The organism is Micromonospora craterilacus, from assembly GCF_003236315.1.
GTDB lineage: Bacteria > Actinomycetota > Actinomycetes > Mycobacteriales > Micromonosporaceae > Micromonospora > Micromonospora craterilacus.
Window position 1 is genome coordinate 1 of sequence record NZ_POTY01000120.1, and the last position, 20,467, is coordinate 20,467.

General features: G+C 72.2%; 15 protein-coding genes. 5 read left to right on the forward strand and 10 right to left on the reverse strand.

Annotation, left to right across the window (positions count from 1 at the left end; all coding sequences use genetic code 11):
- Positions 1-608 (forward strand): hypothetical protein (locus C1I95_RS35300; RefSeq protein ID WP_111215171.1); only part of this gene is annotated, 608 nt, incomplete at its 5' end.
- A gap of 63 nt (positions 609-671) precedes the next feature.
- Here C1I95_RS35300 and C1I95_RS19040 read toward each other — a convergent pair.
- The gene (locus tag C1I95_RS19040; RefSeq protein WP_111215182.1) at positions 672-1,067 is read right to left on the reverse strand and encodes a VOC family protein; all 396 of its coding nucleotides are present in this window, start codon (positions 1,065-1,067) and stop codon (positions 672-674) included.
- A 341-nt stretch (positions 1,068-1,408) separates the two neighbouring features.
- Positions 1,409-2,194, reverse strand: coding sequence for an AfsR/SARP family transcriptional regulator (locus C1I95_RS19045; protein ID WP_158566424.1), 786 nt, complete (start codon positions 2,192-2,194; stop codon positions 1,409-1,411).
- 288 nt (positions 2,195-2,482) lie between these two features.
- Here C1I95_RS19045 and C1I95_RS35830 point away from each other — a divergent pair, with 288 nt between their 5' ends.
- Entirely contained in the window at positions 2,483-3,634 is a 1,152-nt protein-coding gene (locus C1I95_RS35830; RefSeq protein WP_233513747.1) for a carbohydrate binding domain-containing protein, read from the forward strand.
- A gap of 93 nt (positions 3,635-3,727) precedes the next feature.
- Positions 3,728-5,971 carry a carbohydrate binding domain-containing protein gene (locus tag C1I95_RS19055; RefSeq protein ID WP_158566425.1) on the forward strand — a complete coding sequence of 748 codons (2,244 nt, stop codon included), beginning with the start codon at positions 3,728-3,730 and terminating at the stop codon, positions 5,969-5,971.
- 73 nt (positions 5,972-6,044) lie between these two features.
- On the opposite strand, the gene C1I95_RS19060 is transcribed toward C1I95_RS19055, so the two are convergent.
- The 6 genes from C1I95_RS19060 to C1I95_RS19085 form a co-directional block, all read right to left on the reverse strand.
- Positions 6,045-7,232: a sensor histidine kinase gene (locus C1I95_RS19060; protein WP_111215174.1), complete on the reverse strand. Its 1,188-nt coding sequence runs from the start codon at positions 7,230-7,232 to the stop codon at positions 6,045-6,047.
- On the reverse strand, positions 7,232-7,900 hold the full coding sequence (locus tag C1I95_RS19065; protein WP_111215184.1) for a response regulator transcription factor: 669 nt from the start codon (positions 7,898-7,900) through the stop codon (positions 7,232-7,234). The genes C1I95_RS19060 and C1I95_RS19065 overlap by 1 nt, the downstream gene beginning before the upstream one ends.
- A 192-nt stretch (positions 7,901-8,092) precedes the next feature.
- Entirely contained in the window at positions 8,093-9,403 is a 1,311-nt protein-coding gene (locus C1I95_RS19070; protein ID WP_111215175.1) for an outer membrane protein assembly factor BamB family protein, read from the reverse strand.
- Positions 9,400-10,725 carry an outer membrane protein assembly factor BamB family protein gene (locus tag C1I95_RS19075; protein ID WP_158566426.1) on the reverse strand — a complete coding sequence of 442 codons (1,326 nt, stop codon included), beginning with the start codon at positions 10,723-10,725 and terminating at the stop codon, positions 9,400-9,402. Before C1I95_RS19075 ends, C1I95_RS19070 begins: the two co-directional genes overlap by 4 nt.
- Positions 10,722-12,029 (reverse strand): outer membrane protein assembly factor BamB family protein, encoded by a 1,308-nt coding sequence (locus tag C1I95_RS19080; protein ID WP_111215177.1) that lies wholly within the window; start codon positions 12,027-12,029, stop codon positions 10,722-10,724. The genes C1I95_RS19075 and C1I95_RS19080 overlap by 4 nt, the downstream gene beginning before the upstream one ends.
- Positions 12,030-12,083: 54 nt before the next feature.
- Positions 12,084-13,376, reverse strand: a complete 1,293-nt coding sequence (locus C1I95_RS19085; RefSeq protein WP_111215178.1) for an outer membrane protein assembly factor BamB family protein — start codon at positions 13,374-13,376, stop codon at positions 12,084-12,086.
- 73 nt (positions 13,377-13,449) lie between these two features.
- Here C1I95_RS19085 and C1I95_RS19090 point away from each other — a divergent pair, with 73 nt between their 5' ends.
- Entirely contained in the window at positions 13,450-15,303 is a 1,854-nt protein-coding gene (locus tag C1I95_RS19090; RefSeq protein WP_111215179.1) for a DUF6311 domain-containing protein, read from the forward strand.
- A gap of 4 nt (positions 15,304-15,307) precedes the next feature.
- On the opposite strand, the gene C1I95_RS19095 is transcribed toward C1I95_RS19090, so the two are convergent.
- A complete protein-coding gene (locus tag C1I95_RS19095; RefSeq protein WP_111215180.1) occupies positions 15,308-17,179 on the reverse strand; it encodes a DUF6311 domain-containing protein in 1,872 nt (623 codons plus the stop codon).
- The gene (locus C1I95_RS19100; RefSeq protein WP_111215185.1) at positions 17,180-18,985 is read right to left on the reverse strand and encodes a DUF6311 domain-containing protein; all 1,806 of its coding nucleotides are present in this window, start codon (positions 18,983-18,985) and stop codon (positions 17,180-17,182) included. It lies immediately after the preceding gene.
- Positions 18,986-19,369: 384 nt separating this feature from the next.
- Between C1I95_RS19100 and C1I95_RS19105 the strand changes: the two genes are divergently transcribed.
- Positions 19,370-20,467, forward strand: a 1,098-nt coding sequence (locus tag C1I95_RS19105; RefSeq protein ID WP_111215181.1) for a hypothetical protein, incomplete at its 3' end; no start/stop codon positions are given.

A 20,467-nucleotide genomic window follows, 5' to 3' on the forward strand; every position in this document is an offset into this window, starting at 1 on the left:
GCGCATACCCGGCCAGCCCGCCGCCGAAGAAGAAGTCCAGCGTCGGGAAGATCGTGCTGATCGTCCTCGCGGTGGTCCTGGTGCTCTGCGCGGGCGGTGCCACCGCGGTGTGGTTCGCGGTCAAGGACACCGTCGGCGAGACGGTGGACGCGGCCCGGACCCGGGTGGTCGCTCCGGACACCCTGGCCGGCCGACCGAAGGCCACCGACCCCGAGTCGCAGCAGGTCTCGGAAGGAATGGTGCGCGAGATGAAGGCCACGGCGCCGAACGCGACCGGCGCGGTCGGGGCCTTCTACGGTGACCCGGCCGATGACGACCTCATCATGATCGTGGCCGTGTCCGGGCTGATGGGCGACCCGCAGAAGGAACTCGACACGACGATCCAGGATCTCTCGGGCGACCTGTCGCTCAGCAACATGGCGGCGGTCGACCCGGGTCCGCTTGGCGGCGAGGCGAGCTGCGGCGACGGTAAGGCCGACGTACCGGTAGGCGTCTGCGCCTGGGCGGACCGCGGCAGCGTCGGCATGTTCGTGATGTACGCCGCGTCTCGCGCCGACGCTGAGGCCGAGTTCCTCACCATCCGCAGCCAGATCGAGCAGCGCGACTGAGCCCATGACCGGGATCGGGTCCCCTGCCGCGGCGGCAGGGGACCCGATCCGTGGTGACGTGCGTCAGGCCGGGTGCTGAGCCCCCGCAGCCCTTTCGGCGGCGCTGCGCACAACGCAGAACTCGTTGCCCTCGGGGTCGGCGAGCACCACCCAGCCGGCGCCGTCCGGTCTGGTGTGGTCGGCAACGTGGCGGGCACCGATGCCGATCAGCCGTTGGACCTCCTCGTTTCGGGTCCGGTCGGTGGGCTCCAGGTCGAGGTGCAGGCGGTTCTTCACCGTCTTGCCCTCGGGCACCGCCAGGAAGAGCACCTCCGGGCCCCCCGGAGGCAGCAGCATGGCCTCCGAGTCACCCGGGAAGTCGTCCGGCTGGCGGGGGCACTCGAACACCTCGGCCCAGAAGCCGGCCAGGGCGTACGTGTCGTGACAGTCGATACCGATGTTGTGGATCCGTGCGCTCATGTCGTCCTTCTTGGTCGCCGGCGTCCGAGCCACCGCCCGAGCGGCACGCCGAACCCCCGTCCGGCAGGGCCGGGAGCGGCAGGATGGTGGACGGACGTCGGGGCAGTCAAAACTGACGTGCTGGGTCCGCTGAGGCGCGGGAGTGTCCTCCCGCTGGAGATGCCCCGGGTGAATGAGCGATCAGCCGGCGAGACGGGGCGCGGACAGCATGACGTTGAACATCGACGCACCCCCCTCCTGGATCGGGCTGACCTCAGGATCTTTGCACCGCCGCGGCACCGGCCGCAACCCCGGACGGCGGCCTCAGCGGCCGGGGTCCGGTGCCGGCGTTGGACGCGGCATCAACGCGGGGCTGGTTCGCGACGGCGGCTGGCAGTCGCGAGCAGCACCTTCCGCAGGGGCGCCGTCTCCGTCAGTACCTGGCGCTGCACCAGCCGCAGCGCCGGGCCGGGCTCCACTCCCAGCTCCTCCACCAGCCGATCGCGGGTACGGCGGTAGACGGCCAGCGCATCCGCCCGCTGTCCGGACCGGTCGAGCGCGACCATCAACTGCCCGATCAGTCGCTCCCGCAGCGGGTGGTGCGCCGCCAGGCTGAGCAGCTCACCGATGAGCCTGGCATGGTGACCGAGGCGTAGTTCGGCGTCGATCCGGTCCTCGATCGCGGCCAGTCTCAGTTCCCGCAGCCGGGGCCCTTCGGTGTATCGGATCATGGCGGGGCCGAGATCGGCCAGGGCCGGGCCGCGCCACAGGGCGAGCGCCGTCCGCAACGCTGTGGCCGCCGCGGCCGGATCGAGGGCCAACCGGGTCCGGGCGTAGGCAACGCCCTGCTCGAAGCGGTGCAGGTCGAGCGCATCAGGGGTGATCCTCAGCAGGTAGCCGGAGGAGTTGGTCTGCAACACGGGTTCGGGCAGTACCCGCCTGATCCGCGAGATGTAGGTCCGGATCGTCCGGAGGGAGCTGGGAGGCGAGTCATGCCCCCAGATCCGGTCGGCCAGCGACTCCACGCTGACCGTTCGGTTGGCGGACAGGAGCAGGACGGCGAGCACGGCACGTTGCTTGGCCGCGCCCAGGGTGAATGACCGGGTGCCGTGCCCGATCTCCAGCGGCCCGAGAAGACGGAAGTCCACTTTGGTGAGGCAAGCAGGCGGTCTGGTCGTCCGGCAAGATCCCGGCGGGAACCGGACGATCACAGACATCGACGGACGGCCTTTGCCGGACCCTGCGCCGGGCAGCTCGGTAATAAGATCGTGATCCACAAGAGAGTAGTTGCGCCGGCACTGACCGTGGCGGCTGGGACAGCGTCGGCAGGCGACTGGAGGCGGCGGGTGGGCTCGGCGGGGGGATTGGACACAGGAACGCGCCAGCTGGGTAACGGACCGCCGGACCCGACGATTGCCGGGGACCCCGCGCAATTGGTGGCCCAGCTCCACCGGCTGCGGGCCTGGGCGGGGCAACCTTCGCTGCGGGTCCTGAGGGAACTGGCCGGGACCCGTTCGGGGCCGGGCGGCCGTCGATTGGAGGCCCTGCCCAGCAGCACCACCCACGAGGTGCTCGCCGGCAAGCGACTGCCCCGACTGCCTCGACTGGAGTTTGTCGAGTCGTTCGTGCGGGCCTGTCTGCGGGCCCGACGTCGGCCGGAACACGAGATCGAAACCGAGGTCGAGCGTTGGCGGCAGGCGTGGCGCGCACTGACCGCGACCCCGACGCCCCGCGAGGACGGCGCCGGCGACGATGGTGTTCCCGCCTCGACCACCGGTGTCGACGGAGCCGTGCCGGACCCCGATCGGTCAGCCGGGCCACCGGCGCCGCAGACACCGGTGCCGCCACTGCCGATGTTGCGCGCACCGGTGCTGTCGCCGCCACCGCGACGGCCAGCCGGACCGGCGGTGCCGGGGTCAACGAGCCGCTGGCGGCTGCTCGCCACGACCGCGCTGGTCTTCTTTCTGGTGGGCGGGGCCGCCGGTGTGACCGGTGCCGGGATGCTCCACGACGGCCAGCAGTCGCCGTCCAGGGGCCAAACCGACCGTGGTGACTTCGGTGGTCCGCCCAGCGGTACCGTCCTCAGCGCCCCGACGGCCCGGTGCGCGGCCGCCCGGCAACCCGCCGGCACCGAGCTGGTCGGCGACCGCGGCTTCACCACCGGAACCAGCGGTCCCTGGGACCTGAGCGCGGCGACCGTGGACGTCTCCGCTGGGCAGGACCGGATGTGGGCCCGGGTGCTGGGCGGCACGGCCAATTCCTGGGACGCGATCCTCATGTACCGGGGCATCCGGCTGGTCGAGGGACGGCGCTACACGCTCTCGTTCGACATTCTCACCAGCGCCCCGACCCAGGTCCGGGTCACCGTGCAGGAGAACCGACCGCCCGAGTACCCGGCGGCGCTGATGCGTGACCTCGACGCCGATCTGACCCCCTGCCACCAGCAGTTTTCCTTCGCCGCAGAGTGGAGCACCGGGCAGGGGGAGATCACCTTTCAGCTCGGCGGCCATCCCGAGACCTACCACGTCATGCTGGCCAACCTCTCCCTCATCGAGGAGGAGGCAGCGGTCTCGAACCCAATCGGGTAGCTACTCCCTGTAACGGCAACGCTATCGATGTGATGTTGAGGCGGGCCATGCTGACGCCGGTAGATGCCGGTTCCTCACCTGTGGGAGTTCTCAGTGGTCCGTTCTCCGTTGTCCGCGTTGTCACCACCGGGTCCCCGACCCAGACGGTTCGCCCGCCTGCTGGCCGGCACCGTGCTCGCCACGGTGGTGGGAAGCACCCTGGCGGCACCCGCCCAACCGGCGGCTGCTTCGCCCCTGGCGGAGCTGATCACCAACGGCACCTTCAGTACCGGCTCCACGGCGTCTTGGTGGAACAGCCAGCACACCAGTTTCCAGGTCGTCGCCGGGCAGCTCTGCGTCAATGTGGCCGGCGGTACGACCAACGTGTACGACGCGTTGGTCGGCCAGAGCGGCATCACCCTGACCAATGGGAAGGCGTACGCCCTCGCCTTCGACGTCTCGGCGAGCGCACCGGTCCACATCCGGACCCGGGTGCAGCTCGAAGCCGCCCCACAGACGCCCACCCTCGACCAGGGCGTCCAAGCCGACGCCGGCCTGCGCCGCATCTCGGTCCCGTTCACCTCCTCGATCGGCACCTCCAGCGGGCAGGTGGTCTTTCAACTCGGCGGTCGCCCGCAGGCGGTGACCGTGTGCCTGGACAACATCTCCCTGATCGAGACGGAGCTGGTCGGCAACGGCACCTTCAACAGCACCACCGCGCCCTGGTGGCGTAGCAACACCGCGACCCAACTCGGCGTGGACGGCCAACGGCTTCGGGTCAGCGCGGGCAGCGCCACGGCCCAGCCCTGGGACGACATCGTCGGTCTGAGCGGCCTGACGCTGCGGGCTGGTCGCTCCTACCGCATACAGTTCGACGCCTCGGCCAGCGCCGCGCGTAGCGTCCAGGCGATCGTGCAGCGGGAGGCCGCCCCGTACACCGCGCCGTTCAGTCGCGGCATCAACCTCACCACCACCTCCCAGCACTTCTCGTTCACCTTCACCTCGCCGCTGGCCGCCAACGACGCGCAGGTGATCTTCAACCTTGGCGGCGGTCCCGCTTTCACCGCCTGGCTCGACAACGTCTCACTTGTCGAACTGACCGCGGCCCCGTTCGATCCGGTGCGCTACTGGAACGGCGTGCTGCTCGACGCGTACCGGGCCGCGACCGGCACCGCAGCCGGTCCGACCGTGCTCAGCCGAGCCGGCGCGATGATGCACGGCGCGATCTACGACGCGGCTACCTCGGTGGTGCCGACCGGCCAGCCGTACCTGGTCCGGGTGCCGGTCACCGCGGACGCCGTCGCCCCGTCCCTGGAAGCGGCGATCAACAAGGCGGCGCACAGCACGCTGGTGGCGGCGTTCCCGGGCCGTAGTTTCACCGCGAACCTGAACCACGCCACCGCCCAGCTTCCGACCGGCACCAGCCAGCTCCAACTCGACCGGGGCGCCTCGATCGGCGCGCAGGCAGCCGACGCCATGATCCAGGCCCGGAGCAACGACGGTTCCGCCAACAACACGCCGTACCAGTTGGACAACGTTCCCGGCTCGTGGCGGCCAACGGACTCCCGGCCGGCGCTGGCGCCGAACTGGGGTCTGGTCACGCCGTTCGCGATGACCTCGGGCGCGCAGTTCCGCCCGCCGGCACCGCTGGGCGCCACCTCCTACGCGGATCTGCTCAGCAAGCCTGAGTACGGTGTCCAGCTCAACGAGGTCAAGGAGCTGGGCGCGAGGAACTCGACCACCCGTACCGCCACACAGACCCAGATCGCCCACTTCTGGGCCAACGACCTGGACGGCACGTACAAGCCGCCGGGGCAGTTGCTGGACCACACCACGATCCTGTCGGTGCAGCGTGGCCTGACCGTCATGGAGAACGCCCGGCTCTACGGGCTGGTGGGGCTGGCACTCGGGGACGCCGGCATCGTCGCCCGGGACGGAAAGTTCCTGACCAACATCGACCTGTGGCGGCCGGAGACCGCGATCCAGCGCGCCCACGAGGACGGGCGGCCGGAAACCGTCGCGGACGCCAACTGGCGACCGTTGTCCAAGGACCTCGCCGGGGTCAGCTTCTCCCCGCCGTTCCCGGCGTACGCCTCCGGACACGCCACCTTCGGCGGGGCCTGGGCGGGGATCATGCGGCTCTACTTCGGCACCGACAACCTGGCCTTCACCGCCACCACCGATGACCCCTACGCGTCGGGGGTCACCCGAAGCTTCACCAGCTTCAGCCAGGCGGCGATCGAGAACGGGATAAGCCGGATCTACCTCGGGGTGCACTTCCGGATCGACGCCGACGCCGGTGTCGCCTCCGGCAACGCGCTGGCGGAGTACATCTTCGCCAACCGGCTTCGCCCGTAGCCGGCTCCGCCCCGTTCTCCTCGATGTTGTTCTGGGTACGGCTGCGGCCGTACCCAGAACGCGGTTCGCGGCCTCACCGACCCAGGTCCGGCGCCGGCGCGGCATCCGCCGCCGGCAGGGTCACCGTCACCTCCAGGCCGCCGCCGGGCTGCGCGACGGCGGCCACCGTGCCGCCGTGCGCGTCGCACACCGCCCGGACGATGGACAGGCCCAGGCCCGATCCGCGCGCCCCGGTCCGTTCCCGGCCGCCCCGCCGGAACGGCTCGAACAGCCCCGGCACGTCGGCCGGGTCCACCTCGAAGCCGGTGTTGCCCACCACCAGCCAGGACCGCTGCCCGTCCGAGCCGGTCCGCACCCAGAGCCGGCCGTGCAGGTGGTTGTAGCGGACCGCGTTCTCGATCAGGTTGCCGGCCAGCCGGTCCAGCAGACCGGGATCGCCGACGACCGGCGCCGGTTCCAGTGAGGTCTGCACGTCCAGCTTGATCCGCTCCACCTCCCGGCGTACCGCGGACAGCGCGTTGACGGTGCCGGCGGCCAGGTCGCACTCGGTGCGCCGGCCGAGCCGGCGCCCCGTCTGCGCCTCGCTGCGTGCCAACACCAGCAGCGCGTCGACCAGGCTGTTGGCCCGCTCGGACGCGTCGCGCACCACGGTCGCCATCCGGCGGTACTCGGCCGTGTCCGCCTCGTCGTCGCTGAGCGTCACGTCGATCTCGGTCCGCATCACCGCCAGCGGCGTACGCAGCTCGTGCGAGGCGTTGGCGACGAACCGCTTCTGTGCCTCGAAGGCGGCGGCGATCCGGTCCAGCATCGCGTCGAAGGTGTCGGCCAGCTCGGCCACCTCGTCGTCCGCGCCGGAGTAGCCGATCCGCTGGTCCAGCGTGGTCTCGCCGAGTCGCCGCGCGGTGGCGGTGACCTGGTGCAGCGGCCGCAGCGCCCGGCCGGCGACCGCATACGCCCCGACCACGCCGACCACCCCGATCGCCAGCAGCGCAGCGAGCCCCTTGGCCAGCAGCTCCCCCGAGGCCGAGTCGACCAGCTGCCGCTGCCACGCCTCCGCGTCCAGCGAGCGCCCGTCGGCCAGCAACACCGTGGTGCCGGGCAGCAACTCGTCGGTGGGCCGCAGCGCGTCCCGGACCAGCAGCCAGGCCAGCAGCACCAGGATCGCACCGGCCCCGACCAGCAGGACGCCGTTGAGCAGGGTCAGCCGCAGCCGCAGCGTCGGGCGCAGGCGCAGGCTGGGCCGGCGCCGCAGGACCGCCATCACGCCGGCACCTCGGCCGTACGGTAGCCGGCGCCCACCACCGTCTCGATCAGCGGAGGATCGCCGAGCTTGCGACGCAGGGTCATCACGGTGACCCGGACGATGGTGGTGAACGGGTCGGTGTTGGCGTCCCAGACCCGCTCCAGCAGCTCCTCGCTGGACACCACCGCACCGCGCGCCTTGAGCAGCTCGCAGAGCACGCCGAACTCCTTGTTGGTCAGCTCCACCGGCGCGCCGCCGCGGGTGGCCGTACGGCGGGCCGGATCGACCACCAGGTCGGCCAGCTCCAGCACCGGTGGGGCCGCCGGGGTGGCTCGCCGCCCCAGCGCCTGCACCCGCGCGACCAGCTCGTCGAAGGCGAACGGCTTGGGCAGGTAGTCGTCCGCGCCGAGCTGCAACCCCTCGACCCGGTCGGCGACCGTCCCGCTGGCGGTCAGCATCAGCACCCGGGTCAACGCGCCGGACGCGGCCAGCTCGGCGCAGATCTGGTCGCCGTGCATGCCGGGCAGGTCCCGGTCGAGCACCACCACGTCGTAGCGGGTGACGAAGGCCATCTCGTGGCCGCTGTCGCCGTCGTACGCGACGTCCACCGCCATCCCGCGTTTGCGCAGCCCCCGCGCGATCGCGTCGGCGAGGTTCCGCTCGTCCTCGACCACCAGTACCCGCATGTGCAGCCCCTCCTCGCCCGCGACCACCCGACAACCTAGTGTCAGTGGCCAAGCCGCCGTACCACCCCGGCCGGGGTTGCCGGAAACCTTCGACAGGAGCGATGCTCCCGGCAGGAAGCGACGGGAGCCGGGACGTGACCACACCGGGGCGGAACCTCGCCCATTAGGGCTTTCGCTTCCCCGCCGAGCTAATCAGCCGCGCAGCTGCCACACCCCGAAGGACCCGTCGTCCCGGCGGCAGGCGATCAGGTCGTACCCGTACTGGCAGTCGCCGGTGACGCCGACCAGCACGTCGACGCCGTGTGGCCGCGCTTCGGCCGGGTCGAGTCGGGCCAGTAGCAGGCCCACGTCGGGCAGCGTGCGCACCCCGAGCAGTTGCGGAAGCTCCTCGTAGCTGGCGACCAGATCCCAGAGGCCGTAGTCGGTCAACTGTTCCCCAGTCGCCACATCGACGAGGATCACCCCCAGGGTGCTGCGCCGGCTGGTGATCGCCAGAGCGCGCCCGTTCCCGGCCAGCAGGACATCGACGACCTCGGTGTTACCCCGGACGGCCCCGGTGTCCGGGTCCAGGAGGCCCGTGCCGCCGCTGCTGCTCCGGGCGCAGAGCAGGTCGCCGCACCCGGTGACATAGTCGGCCAGCGGCATCGTCGCCTGCCAGCGTCGGACCAGCCCGTCCACGTCGTACGCGGTGACGGTCTGCGAGTTGCGGATCACCACCACCAGGTCGCCGATCACCGACACCCTCCGATAGCCGACCGGTTCGTCGTCGAGCGCGGGCAGGCGGTGCCGGACCGCTCCCGTCGCCGGGTCCAGCACCTCGACCGCGCCGGCGGTGGTGGACACCACGATGGCGTCGATCATGCCCTCGCGCTCGTGGTAGTCCGCCCAGGCGCCCGCCGGCAACCACGTCGACCACAGTTCACGCCCACTGGCCAGCTCGACCGCCGCCAGCGTGACCTGCTCCTCCACGGTGAACGTCCGCAGCAGCACGCGTCCCGATGCGTCGAGCGTCGCGAACCCGGGCGCCCGCCAGCGCTGCTGCCCGGTGTGGATGTCGAACAGCCTGGTCTCGGTGGTGTCGATCGGTGCGACCGCGCGTTCCCGGGCCGTGGAGACCAGCACGCCGAGGTCGTCGACGGACTCCGCCCAGAGGACCGTGTGGCCGTCCGGCACGGGCACCCGCCACAGTGCGGCGAGTCGCTGTGGCGTGACGGTGGCGTGCTCCGGACGGGGGTACGCGACCAGTTCCTGGGTGCCGTCGGTCACCCCCGGTGCCGGGGTGATGGCGAAGATCTGACTCTCGGTCAGGATCAGCTCGGACGCCAGCCCGCCGGGCAGCGTCGCGTGCACCCGAGCAGCCGGCGGCGCGGCCCGGGCCAGGGTCAGCAGCACGACCAGCGCCACCACACCGGCCCCCAACCGGCGGGTACTCGGCGGGCGCCGCCGGCGCCGCGGCTCCGGGTCGGTGGGCTCGGTCAGCTCACCGAGGTCGATCAACGTCACGCTCGTCCTTCCCCGTCGCGCAGCTGCCACACCCCGAGGGACCCGTCCTCCCGCCGGCAGGCGATCAGGCCGTACCCGTACTGGCAGCCGTCGACGGCACCGGCCAGCACGTCCACGCGGCGCGGCTGCGGCTCGGCCGGATCGAACCGGGCCAGCACCAGGCCCACCTCGGGCACCACGCGAACCCCAAGCAGCTGCGGCCGGTACGCGTAGCTGTTGACCAGAGCCCAGGTGCCGTAGTCCGTCAGTTTCTTCCCCGTCGCCGCGTCGACGGCGACCACATCCAGGCCGCTGCCCGTGCCGATGACCGCCAGGGCATGTCCGGTCGCGACCAGCACGATGTCGACCTCGTCGGTGCTGCTCCACCCGGCGGCCCCGGTGTCCGGGTCGAGGAGGTGCGCGCCGCCGCCGCTGCTGCTCCGGGCGCAGAGCAGGTCGCCGCACCCGGTGACATAGTCGGTCAGCGGCATCGTCGCCTGCCAGCGTTGGACCAGCCCGTCCAGGTCGTACGCGGTGATGCGCCGCGAGTTACGGATCACCAGCAGCAGGTCGCCGACCACCGACCCGCTCTGATAGCCGGCCAGGTCGTCGAGCGCGGGGAGGCGGTGTCGACGCGCCCCGGTCGCCGCGTCCAGCACCTCGATGTCGCCCGCTGTCGTGGACACCACGACGGCGTCGATCACGCCGTCGCGCTCGGCGTATTCCATCCAGGCCGCCGGCACCGACGTCGACCACAGTTCGCGGCCGGTGGCCAGTTCGACCGCCGCCAGCGTGGTCGGCTCCTCCACGGCGAACGTCCGCAGCAGCACGCGTCCCGACGCGTCGACCGTCGCGATCCCGGGCGCCCGCCAGCGTTGCTGCCCGGTGCGGACGTCCAGCAGAACGGTCTCGGCGGTGTTGGTCGGCCCGACCACCCGTGTCCGGGCCGTGGAGACCAGTACCCCGAGGTCGTCGACGGACTCCGCCCGGATGATCCGCCGACCTGTCGGCACGGGCACCCGCCACAGGGGAACGAGCCGCTGCGGCGTGACGGTGGCGCGCACCGGCCGGGGGTACGCGACCAGTTCCTGGGTGCCGTCGGTCACCCCCGGCACCGGGGTGACCACGAAAATGTGACCCTCCGTGAGGATCAGATCGGACGCCGAGTTGCCGGGCAGCGTCGCGTGCACCCGAACGGCCGGCGGCGCGGCCCCGGCCAGGGTCAGCAGCACGACCAACGCCACCACACCGGCCCCCCACCGGCGGGTGCTCGGCGGCCGCCGCCGGCGCGGCAACTCCAGGTCGGTCGGCTCGGCCAGCTCACCGAGGTCGATCAACGTCACGCTCGTTCTCCCCCGCCGCGCAGCTGCCACACCCCGAAGGACCCGTCCTCCCGCCGGCAGGCGATCAGGCCGTACCCGTACTGGCAGCCGTCGACGGCACCGGCCAGCACGTCCACGCGACGCGGCTGCGGCTCGGCCGGATCGAACCGGGCCAGCACCAGGCCCACCTCGGGCACCACGCGTGTCCCAAGCAGCTGCGGCGACTCGCCGTACGGGGAGACGAGAGCCCAGGCACCGTAGTCGGTCAGCACTCCCCCGGTCGTCACGTCGAGCGCGACCAGCTCCAAGTTGTTGCTTCTTCTGGATGCCACGGCCCGCACGTCCCCCACCAGCAGGACGTCGACGTCCTCGGTGCTGCGCCACTCGACGGCCCCGGTCTCCGGGTCGAGGACATCCACAGCGTCGCCGGATCCCACGCAGATCATTGCTCCGCACCGGTTGGCGTAGTCGGCGCGCGGCACGGTGGTCTGCCAGCGTTGGGCCAGCCCGTCGACGCTGTAGGCGGTGATGGTCCCCGCATCGCGGATCACCAACACCAGGTCACCGGCCAGCCACGTCTGCGGGTCTCCGGCCGGGCCGCCGGGCCGGGGAAGGCGGTGTCGGACCGCGCCGGTCTCCGGATCCCGCACCTCCACGTCGCCGGCGACCGTGAACACCACCACGGCGTCGGTCATGCTGTCCCACTGCTGGTAGTTCAGCGGGGCGAAGGCCAGCTTCGCCGACCACAGTTCACGGCCGCTGGCCACCTCGACCGAGCGCACCGTGACCTGCTCGTCCTCCGCGAACGTGCGCAACAGTGCCCGGCCCGAGCCGTCGAGCGTCGCGAACCCGGGCGCCCGCCAACGCTGCTGCCCGGTGCGGATGTCCAGCAGCACCGTCTCGAGATTGTCCGAGCGCTCCGGCACGACCATGGAGAGCAGCACTCCGCCGTCGGCGACCGGCATCGCCCGGGAGATGTGGTTGGCGGGCGGCACGGGCACCCGCCACAGTGGGGCGAGCCGCTGCGGCATGACGGTGGCGTGCTCCGGCCGGGGGTAGGCGACCAGTTCCTGGGCACCGCCGGTCACACCGGGCATCGGCGTTACGGCGAAGATGTAACCCTCCGTGAGGATCAGATCGGACGCCAGGCTGCCGGGCAGCGTCGCGTGCACCCGAGCAGCCGGCGGCGCGGCACCGGCCAGGGTCAGCAGCACGACCAACGCCACCACACCGGCCCCCCACCGACGGGTGCTCGGCGGCCGCCGCCGACGCGGCAACTCCAGGTCGGTGGGCTCGGCCAGCTCACCGAGGTCGATCAACGTCACGGTCGTCCTTTCCCGCCGCGCAGCCGGCGCGCGCGGCGCCCACCCGGTGAGCTGTCAGTCGCGCAGCTGCCACAGCCCGAAGTCGCCGTTCTGACGGCGGCAGGCGATCAGGTCGTCCCGATACTGGCAGTTACCGACCGCACCGGGCAGCATGTCGATGCGCCGTGGCTGCGCCTGCGTCAGGTCGAGCCGAGCCAGCACCGCACCGACCTTGGGGATGGAACGCGTCCCGAGCAGGTACGGGGCATGATCGACCTCGTCGACCAGGTCCCAGGTGCCGTGGTCGACGGCGATCCGTCCCGTCCCCGCGTCGATGGTCGTCACCTTCGCCACCGGGATGGCCCGGTAATCGGCCGCCAGGGCACGCCGGTCGTCGGCGCGCAGGAGGTAGACGTCGTCGACGCTCCACAGGACGGCTCCGGTCGCCGGATCGAGCACGTGCGTGGCACGGTCGATGTCGCGCGCACAGAGCAGGGCGCCACACTGGTCAACCGATTCGATCGGCGAGCCTGCCGTCCGCCAGCGTCGGACCAGTCCGTCGATGTCGTAGGCGACCACACCCTGCGAGTTGTCCGCCAGAACCAGGTCACCGATCACCCACACCCGCCGGTAACCGCCCGGTTCGTCGCTGGTGGCCCGGACACGGTCCCGCAACGCGCCGGTTTCCGGGTCCAGCACCTCGATGTCGCCGGTCACCGTCGAGATCACGACAGCGTCGATCGTCGCGTCCCGCTGGTGATAGGTCACCCAGGTCGCCTTCGATGACACCGACCACAGTTCGCGACCACCGGCCAACTCGACCGCGGCGAATGTGATCGGCACCTCCGCATCGTACGTTCGCAGCTGCACCCGGCCCGACGCGTCGAGCGTCGCGAATCCGGGTTTCCGCCAGCGGAGCTGACCGGTCCGGCTGTCCAGCAGCAGGGTCTCAGACCCGACGCGCTCCCGAAAAAGGGAGAGCACCAGCCCGAAGTCGTCCACGCGTTCGGCCGTCTCGACCCGGTCAAACGGCCCCATGGGCATCCGCCACAGTGGAGTGAGCTGGTGCGGCGAGCCGGCGGCCCGCTCCGGCCTCCGGTAGGCGAGCAACTCCTGGCTACCGTAGGTGGCCCCGGGTACCGGCACGACGGTGAGGATCTGGTCTCCGGTGAGGTACACCCGGGCGGCCAGCGAGGACGGCAGGATCGCCTGCATCCGGGGACCTGCCGGCGCAGCACCGGCCAGGGTCAGCAGCACGACCAGCGCCACCAGCACCAGGGCCGTCGGCGAGTTGCCGAAGCGGCGCCGGCGGCGCGACGGCTCCGGGTCGGTCGGCTCGGTCCGCTCACCGAGTTCGATCAACGTCACGGTCGTCCTCCCCCGCCGCGCACCCCTCACGGCCGTCGGGGTGCTCCGCCGCGCGCCTGTACGATGGCCCGTCGTGGCTGTGCCGGTGGTAGATCCCTCGCTGAATCCCGTCTCCGAGACCGCCGAGGCGGAAGCAACGACACCACGTCGCCGACGCGGCCCGGCGCGCGCCGACGTGTTGGCCATCGGAGCTTACGTGCTGCTCGGTGTCGTCGTCTGCCTCAACTACTGGGGGGACGTGCAGAACCGGGTGTCGTCCCACCTGCCGACCGACCACAGCTGGTTCGAGTGGCTCTTCTCGCACGGTGCGTACTCGCTGCGCCACCTGGAGAACCCGCTGTTCAGCACGCAGCAGAACGCCCCGGACGGGGTGAACATGATGGCCAACACCTCGCTACTCGGGGTGACTCTGCCGCTGGCCCCGCTGACCATGCTGCTCGGCCCCCAGGTGGTGTACGCGCTCTACCTGGGCGGCGCGCTGGCGGCCACCGCCGGCACCTCGTACTGGATGCTGTCGCGGCACCTGGTGCGCTCCCGCGCCGCGGCCTTCGTCGGCGGCGGGTTCCTCGGCTTCGCCCCCGGCATCGTGCACCACGCCAACGGTCAGCCCAACTTCGTCTCCAACTTCCTGCTCCCGCTGATCGTGGTGCGGGTGTTCCGGCTGACCGAACCCGGCCGGTGGCGGCGCAACGGCCTGGTGCTGGGCCTGCTGGTGGCGTACCAGATCTTCATCAACGAGGAGATGCTGCTGCTCACGGCGATGGCCTGCCTGGTCGTCGTGATCACGTACGCGCTGCTGCGACCGCGCGCCGCGCGAGCCCGCGCCGGCACGTTCGCGGCCGGGCTCGGCGTCGGCGGCGGGCTGGCCCTGCTGCTCACCGCCTACCCGATCTGGTTCCAGTTCAACGGTCCGCAGTCCTACCGGGGCCTGCAGGGCGGGGTTTTCCACAGCTGGGGCGAGGACATCGTCGCCTTCGTCACCTTCGCCCGGGACACGCTCGCCGGTGACGAGGCGGTCGAGTTGACCATCGGGCGGACCGAGCAGAACACCTGGTTCGGCTGGCCGCTGGTGCTGCTGTCGGTGGTGGCGCTGGCGCTGCTGGTGCGCCGCTCACTGGTCGCCCGGATCCTCGCCGTACTGGTGGTGCTCTTCTCGGTCGCCTCACTCGGCCCGGAGATCCGGTTCAACGGCGAGCTGACCGGGATCGCCGGCCCGTGGTCGTACATTCCCGGGGACCTGCCGCTGGTCGAGATGATGATGCCGACCCGGCTGACCCTGGTGACCACCGCCGCGCTCGGCGTGCTGCTCGCGCTGGCCTGGGACGCGGTGGCCGGCAACGGCCGCCCGCCCGTGCCGGCGCAGCGCACCCCCGGGATGACGGCGCCCACCACCCGGCCGCGCCCCCGCTGGCAGCAGGCGACCGGGTACGCCGCGATCGCGCTCGCCGTACTGCCGCTGATCCCCCGCCCGCTACCGGCCGAGCCGGTCGACCCGCCGCCGGCCTTCATCACCTCCGGCGCCTGGCAGCCGTACGTGCCGGCGGGCCGGACGCTGGTGCCGGTGCCCATCCCCAGCAACGTGCACGGGTTGTCCACGCTGCGCTGGAGCGCGCTGACCCAGCACGAGTTCCGGATCCCGGCCGGCTACTTCATCGGCCCGAACCTGGACGGCCAGGGTGTCTTCGGCGCGCCGAACCGGCCCACCAGCACGCTCATCTACCGCACCATGGACGCCGGGGAACTGCCCGAGCTGACCGACGAGAACCGCCGCGAGGCGCTGGCGGACCTGCGCTTCTGGCGGGCCTCGGTGGTGGTCCTCGGCGCCCACCCCCGGGAGGCGGTGCTGCGCGACCTGCTGACCGCCCTGCTCGGCCCGCCCGAGCGGGTCGACGACGTCTGGCTCTGGGACGTCCGGGACCGGGTGTAGGGCGTCAGCCGACGAGGGGCCGGACGTCCCAGACGAGGGCGTCGCCGATCTCCTGGGGCGGGCCGAGCAGCGCCTCGACGGCGCGCCGCATCGGGTCGCCGTGCTGCAGTCCACCCTGGACCACCACGGCCGCCCGCCAGTGCCGCAGGTCCGCCACCGCCTGACGGCGGTCCGCGTCGGTGATCGGCGGCACCTCGCCGGTGTCCGCCACCCGCCGCAGCAGCACCGAGGTGGGCCGGTCCGGGGCACCCCAGCGGGCCGCCGGGTCGTCCGGCGCACGGGGGCCGATGAAGAAGCCGCCCGGCGCGGTGAAGGCCAGCCCGGTCCGGGCCGACCAGAGCATCCCCGGGCTGCGGCCCGCGTTGGTGACCGGCGGCACCGGCACCAGCGTCCGGCCCGCCGGCACGTACGCCCGCCAGGTCCCGTCGGCGACGAACGCCGGCACCGGCCCGGTCGGCACGGTGCGGATCGGGGTTGGGGTCAGCGGCAGCAGGGCGGCGGCCACCGCACCGGCCCAGAGCAGCCGCACCGGCACCGCCCGGGGCCCGGTGCCGGGGCCACCCGCCGGCACACCGTTCACCGGGGCCGGTCGCCCGGCGGCCGGCGACCTGCCGCCCGCCCGTCGGCCGAGGCCGGCGTCCGGCCGGCCCACCTGCCGGATCCGGTCGATCGACAGCGCCACCAGGATGCCCAGCACCGGTACGCAGACCAGCGAGAACCGGGCCGGCACCACGTGGTCGAGCAGCGGCAGACCGGCGACCAGCCGGTACGGCCCCGGCAGGTCGGTGAACGCGCCGTCGAGGCGTACCCGGGCCCCGAGGGAGAGCAACGCGAACAGCACCCCGCAGGCGGCCAGCGCGCGCACCAGCGGGCGCCGCCACAGCCAGATCGTGACGATCACGGCGAGCACCAGCAGCCCCGGCCCGAAGAACGAGTTCTCCTCCGTCGGGTTGGGTGCCAGCCCCGGCAGACGGTTGTCGCCGAACACGGTCTGCCGGGCCGAGGCGGTGAACGACGCCGCGTCCAGCTGGTAGCCGTACGCGTGGAACGGCATCCCGCGGTAGTGCCCGGGGCCGAAGAACTGGAACCACAGCGGGTACGCCAGCAGCACTCCCGCCACCGCCGCCCCGACCACGATCCGGCCGGCCGTCGCCCGGGCGAGCCGGCCGGCGGCAGCCCGGTCGGCCAGCGCGTACCCGAGGACGAAGACGCCGGCGGCCAGCGCCACGAAGAGCAGCACCTCCTCGCCGAGGAAGACCTGGTACGTCACCGCCAGGCCGAGCAGGACGCCGGACCGCCACACCCGGCCGCCCGGTGCGGGGCGGAACACCAACGCCAGGATCACCGGCACCAGGAACTGGGCGGCCATGTGCAGATGGGTTCCGGCCTGGGCCACCATGCCGGGCGCGAAGCCGCAGACCAGCCCGCCGACTGCGGCGGCCCGCCGGGAGTCGACCAGGCGGCGACGCAGCAGCACGTACCAGGCGGTGGCAGTGCCGGCGAGGCAGCCGACCACCGCCACCACGAAAGCCACCTGTGTGCCGAACAGCAGCGTGACCGGGGCCAGCGGGACGCCCAGCCCGAGCACCGACGTGTTGGCCATCAGGTTCACCCCGCCGGGGGCGTTCAACGCGTCGCTCCACAGCGGATTCTCCAGCCCGACCACGGCACGCGCCGCCCGGGCCAGCATCCACTCGAAGAGGATCTGGTCGCCGGCCTGATGGAACAGCCGGTCCGGGCGACCCCACTGCCGGCTGGTCAGCCACAGCGCCAGCGCGAGATACCCACCCACCACCGCCACGTCACCGGTGCGGTCGGGCAGCTGGCGACGACGGGCGACGGCCTCGGCCGGCCGCTCCGCCGTGCCGGCCAGCATCTACGACGAGCGGTCGGTCAGCGACCGCACATCCCACACCCAGACGTCCAGCTCGTGGCGGGCCGGGCCGACCAACTGCTCGACGGTCTGCCGCAGCGGCTCGGAGTGCGGCTGGCTGACCGGCAGCACCAGGACCGCTGCCCGCCAGTGCCGCAGCTCGTCGAGCGACCGGCGCCGCTGGCGATCGTTCAGTTCCGGCGTCCGGCCGGTCGTCGCGACCTCCTCCAGCAGCCGCCCGATGCCGCTCGGCCGGCCGCCGAACCGGCCCGGATCGCCGGTGTTGCCGTTGCGCGGAGCGAGGAAGTAACCGCCGGGAATCTTGAAGTCGAGGTTGGTCGCGGCGGCCCAACGCATACCGTTGGTGTTGCCCATGCTCGGCACCGGGATCGGCACCAGCGTCTGGTCCGGTTCGACGTAGGCCCGCCAGCGGTCGGAGGTGATGAACTCCGGCACCGGCGGCCGGGAGGTCATCGGCAACGGCATGGGCGTGATCGGCAGCAGCGCGAGGATCAGACCGCCGGCGGTCAGCGTACGCAGGGTCCGCCGGTCCAGCGGCAACGTGCGACTGCGCTCGACGGCCAGGGCCAGCAGGATCGCCACGACCACACTGGTGATCATGCCGAACCGGGTCGGTACCACCGCGTCGAGCAGCGGCAGCCGGACCAGCCACTCCCACGGGCCGACGATCAGTTCCCGGTCCCACCAGGTGATCTGCTCGCCGAGGGAGAGGATGGTGTAGAACGCGGCGGTCGCGGCGAGCGCCCGGACCAGCACCTCCCGCCGGAGCCAGAGCACGATGCCGACGGCGATCAGCGCCAGGCTCCACCCGAAGAAGGCGTTCTCCTCGGAGTAGTTCGGGGCGAGGTTGACGTTCGCCCGCTGGTTGCCGCCGATGGTCGGCGAGCCGGGGGCGAAGTAGGCGGCGATGTCGTTGCCGTAGTCCCGAACGGCGTCGCTGAGCCCGTGGTACGCCATCGGCCCGGCGAACTGGATGTACAGCGGGTACGCCAGCAGCGCGCCGGCGATCACCGCGCAGGTGGCCACCGCCTTGCCCAGCGGTCGCCAGGCCGCCGACCAGAGCGCGGGGCGCTGCACCACGACCGCGATCAGGAAGATTCCGCAGGCCATCGCGGTGAAGAGCAGGATCTCCTCGTTGATGAACGCCTGCGCGGTGACCAGCAGGGCCAGCAGCGCACCGTCCCGGTACGGCCGGGCGGACCGGGTGATGACCATCACCCGCCAGACGATGAACGGCAGCAGGAACTGGCTGATGATGTTCGGGTGCCAGCTGGCGTGCGACAGCATCGCCGGGGAGAAGCCGCAGAACCAGCCACCCACCACGGCGGCCAGCGGGTTGCTCACCACGTGCCGGGACAGCACGTGGTACCACGCCGTGGCGGTGCCGGCGAGGGCGAGCGTGACCAGCAGCACGAAGGTGACCGCAGGCCCGAACAGCAGGGTCACCGGCACCATCGGGATGCCCAGCGCGAGGATGGCCGTGTTGGCCATCAGGTTGACCCCGTCTGGGTAGTTGAACTGCTCGGTGAAGAACGGGAACTCACCGTGCAGCACCACCCGTACCGAGTGGGCGAGGAAGAACTGCACCTGCGCCGGGTCGCTGCTGTAGAGCGAGGCCACCCGCCCGGCCGGGTCCGCCCAGATCTGGCTGGTCACCCAGACCGCGACGAGCAGGAACCCGCCGAAGACCGCGAGATCCTGCCGGCGGCGCGTCCACCGGAACCGGCGCCATGGCGAAGGGGCGGATGCTGCGGATTCCCGCCCGTCTCCGGCCGCACCGGCGTCCACGGTCGAGCCGGCCTCCACGGTCGGGGCCGCAGTCGGGCCGGCGTCCACGGTCGGGGCCGTGGCCGGGCCGGCGTCCACAGTCGGGGCCGCGGTCGGGCCGGCGTCCACGGCGGTGTCCCGCGTGCCCTTACCCAGGGTGACGGGTTCGGACGGCGAGCCCGCGGCGACGTCGGATTCCGGCGGCGATGCGGCGCGGGTCTCAGCAGGCGTCACAGTCGGCGGAGTCTACCCGAGTGGGGAAATAGCCCCAAAATCGACGTGGGCGTCCGCTGTGGACCGAGTGCGCCCCAGCGCGACGCAGCGTGAGCCGCCGCGAACCATTGGCGGGACATCTCGTACTATTGCCCTCCGACACGACGACCGAGGCGATCGGGGGCGTAACAGGTGGCTCCAGTCCGCTGGCGCGGCTTGACGGCCACCGGCCTGTCTGCCCTGCTGGTCGCCGTCACCGCCTGCGGGCCGGTCGCCGAGCGCCGGCCACGGGACCTGCGGGTCGGCTACGACAGCATGGACGGCTCGCTGACCGTCTGGCCGCCGCGAGGTTCGCTGGCCGAGGACCCGGCGGTGACGGCCGCGGTGACCGAGGCGGTACGCGACTGGCGGTCACCGGTCGACGATCGGGTGCACCTGCCGTCGTCCGGCATCCTCTTCTCCGGCGAGGCCGACGGCAGCCCGCTGGCGCTGGTCGCCGCGTCGGTACCCGGTCAGGCCGCCTCCTGGCTGCTCCAGCTCACCGGCGACGGCGACCGGTACGTGGTCAGCCACGCCACCGAGTACACCGATCCCGGCTACCTGGTCTACTCCGACGTGCTGCCGGTGCAGACCGCCGACGGGCGGCGCTATCTGACCTCCGAACGGGTCCGGCGGCTGGTCGGCCCGAACGGCCGCACCCTGTCCAACACGGACGGTCTCACCGCACCGGTCAACGTGCCGCAGTGCCAGGCGGTGACGGTGACGGCCACCCTGCGGTCCACCGAGTCGCTGCCCCGGGGCCGCTCCGCCGACCGACTGCTCGACCTCGGCACCGGCACCGCGAACCCCCGCTATCCACTGGTACGCGACGAGAGCGGCTCGGGCAAGCGTGCGCTGGCCGGCCTCGACACCTGCCTGCTGGCCGGCGAGGAGGCCCCGTTCGGCAGCGTCACCCGGCGCATCGGCGACCGGAGCGCCCCACAGTCGGTGCCCGCGTCCTGGCCGAAGGCGAAACTGGCCGTGCGTACGCTCGGCGAGGTCGCCCTCGGTGGCGGTAAGCCGGCCGAACTGGACCAGCTCACCTGGGAGACCGCCGAGGGCACGATGAGCGCGGTCGTCTACCGCCCCGCCGGCGGCGGCCCGGTGGTGCTCTCCCCCGCCGACCGGACCAACCCGCTACAGGTCTACGAGGTGCCGGTACCGGGGCAGCCGCTGGTCGTGCTGAGCTGGCGCTCCACCAAGGAAACCACGCTGTCGGTGCCCCCGAAAACCACCCGCCTGGTCGACCGC

What these genes read in the sequence shown, in the direction of transcription:
- C1I95_RS19040 (WP_111215182.1), bottom strand. Translation starts at nt 1,067, where the DNA reads ATGAGCGCACGGATCCACAACATCGGTATCGACTGTCACGACACGTAC.
- C1I95_RS19060 (WP_111215174.1), bottom strand. Translation starts at nt 7,232, where the DNA reads ATGGCGGTCCTGCGGCGCCGGCCCAGCCTGCGCCTGCGCCCGACGCTG.
- C1I95_RS19065 (WP_111215184.1), bottom strand. Translation starts at nt 7,900, where the DNA reads ATGCGGGTACTGGTGGTCGAGGACGAGCGGAACCTCGCCGACGCGATC.
- C1I95_RS19095 (WP_111215180.1), bottom strand. Translation starts at nt 17,179, where the DNA reads ATGCTGGCCGGCACGGCGGAGCGGCCGGCCGAGGCCGTCGCCCGTCGT.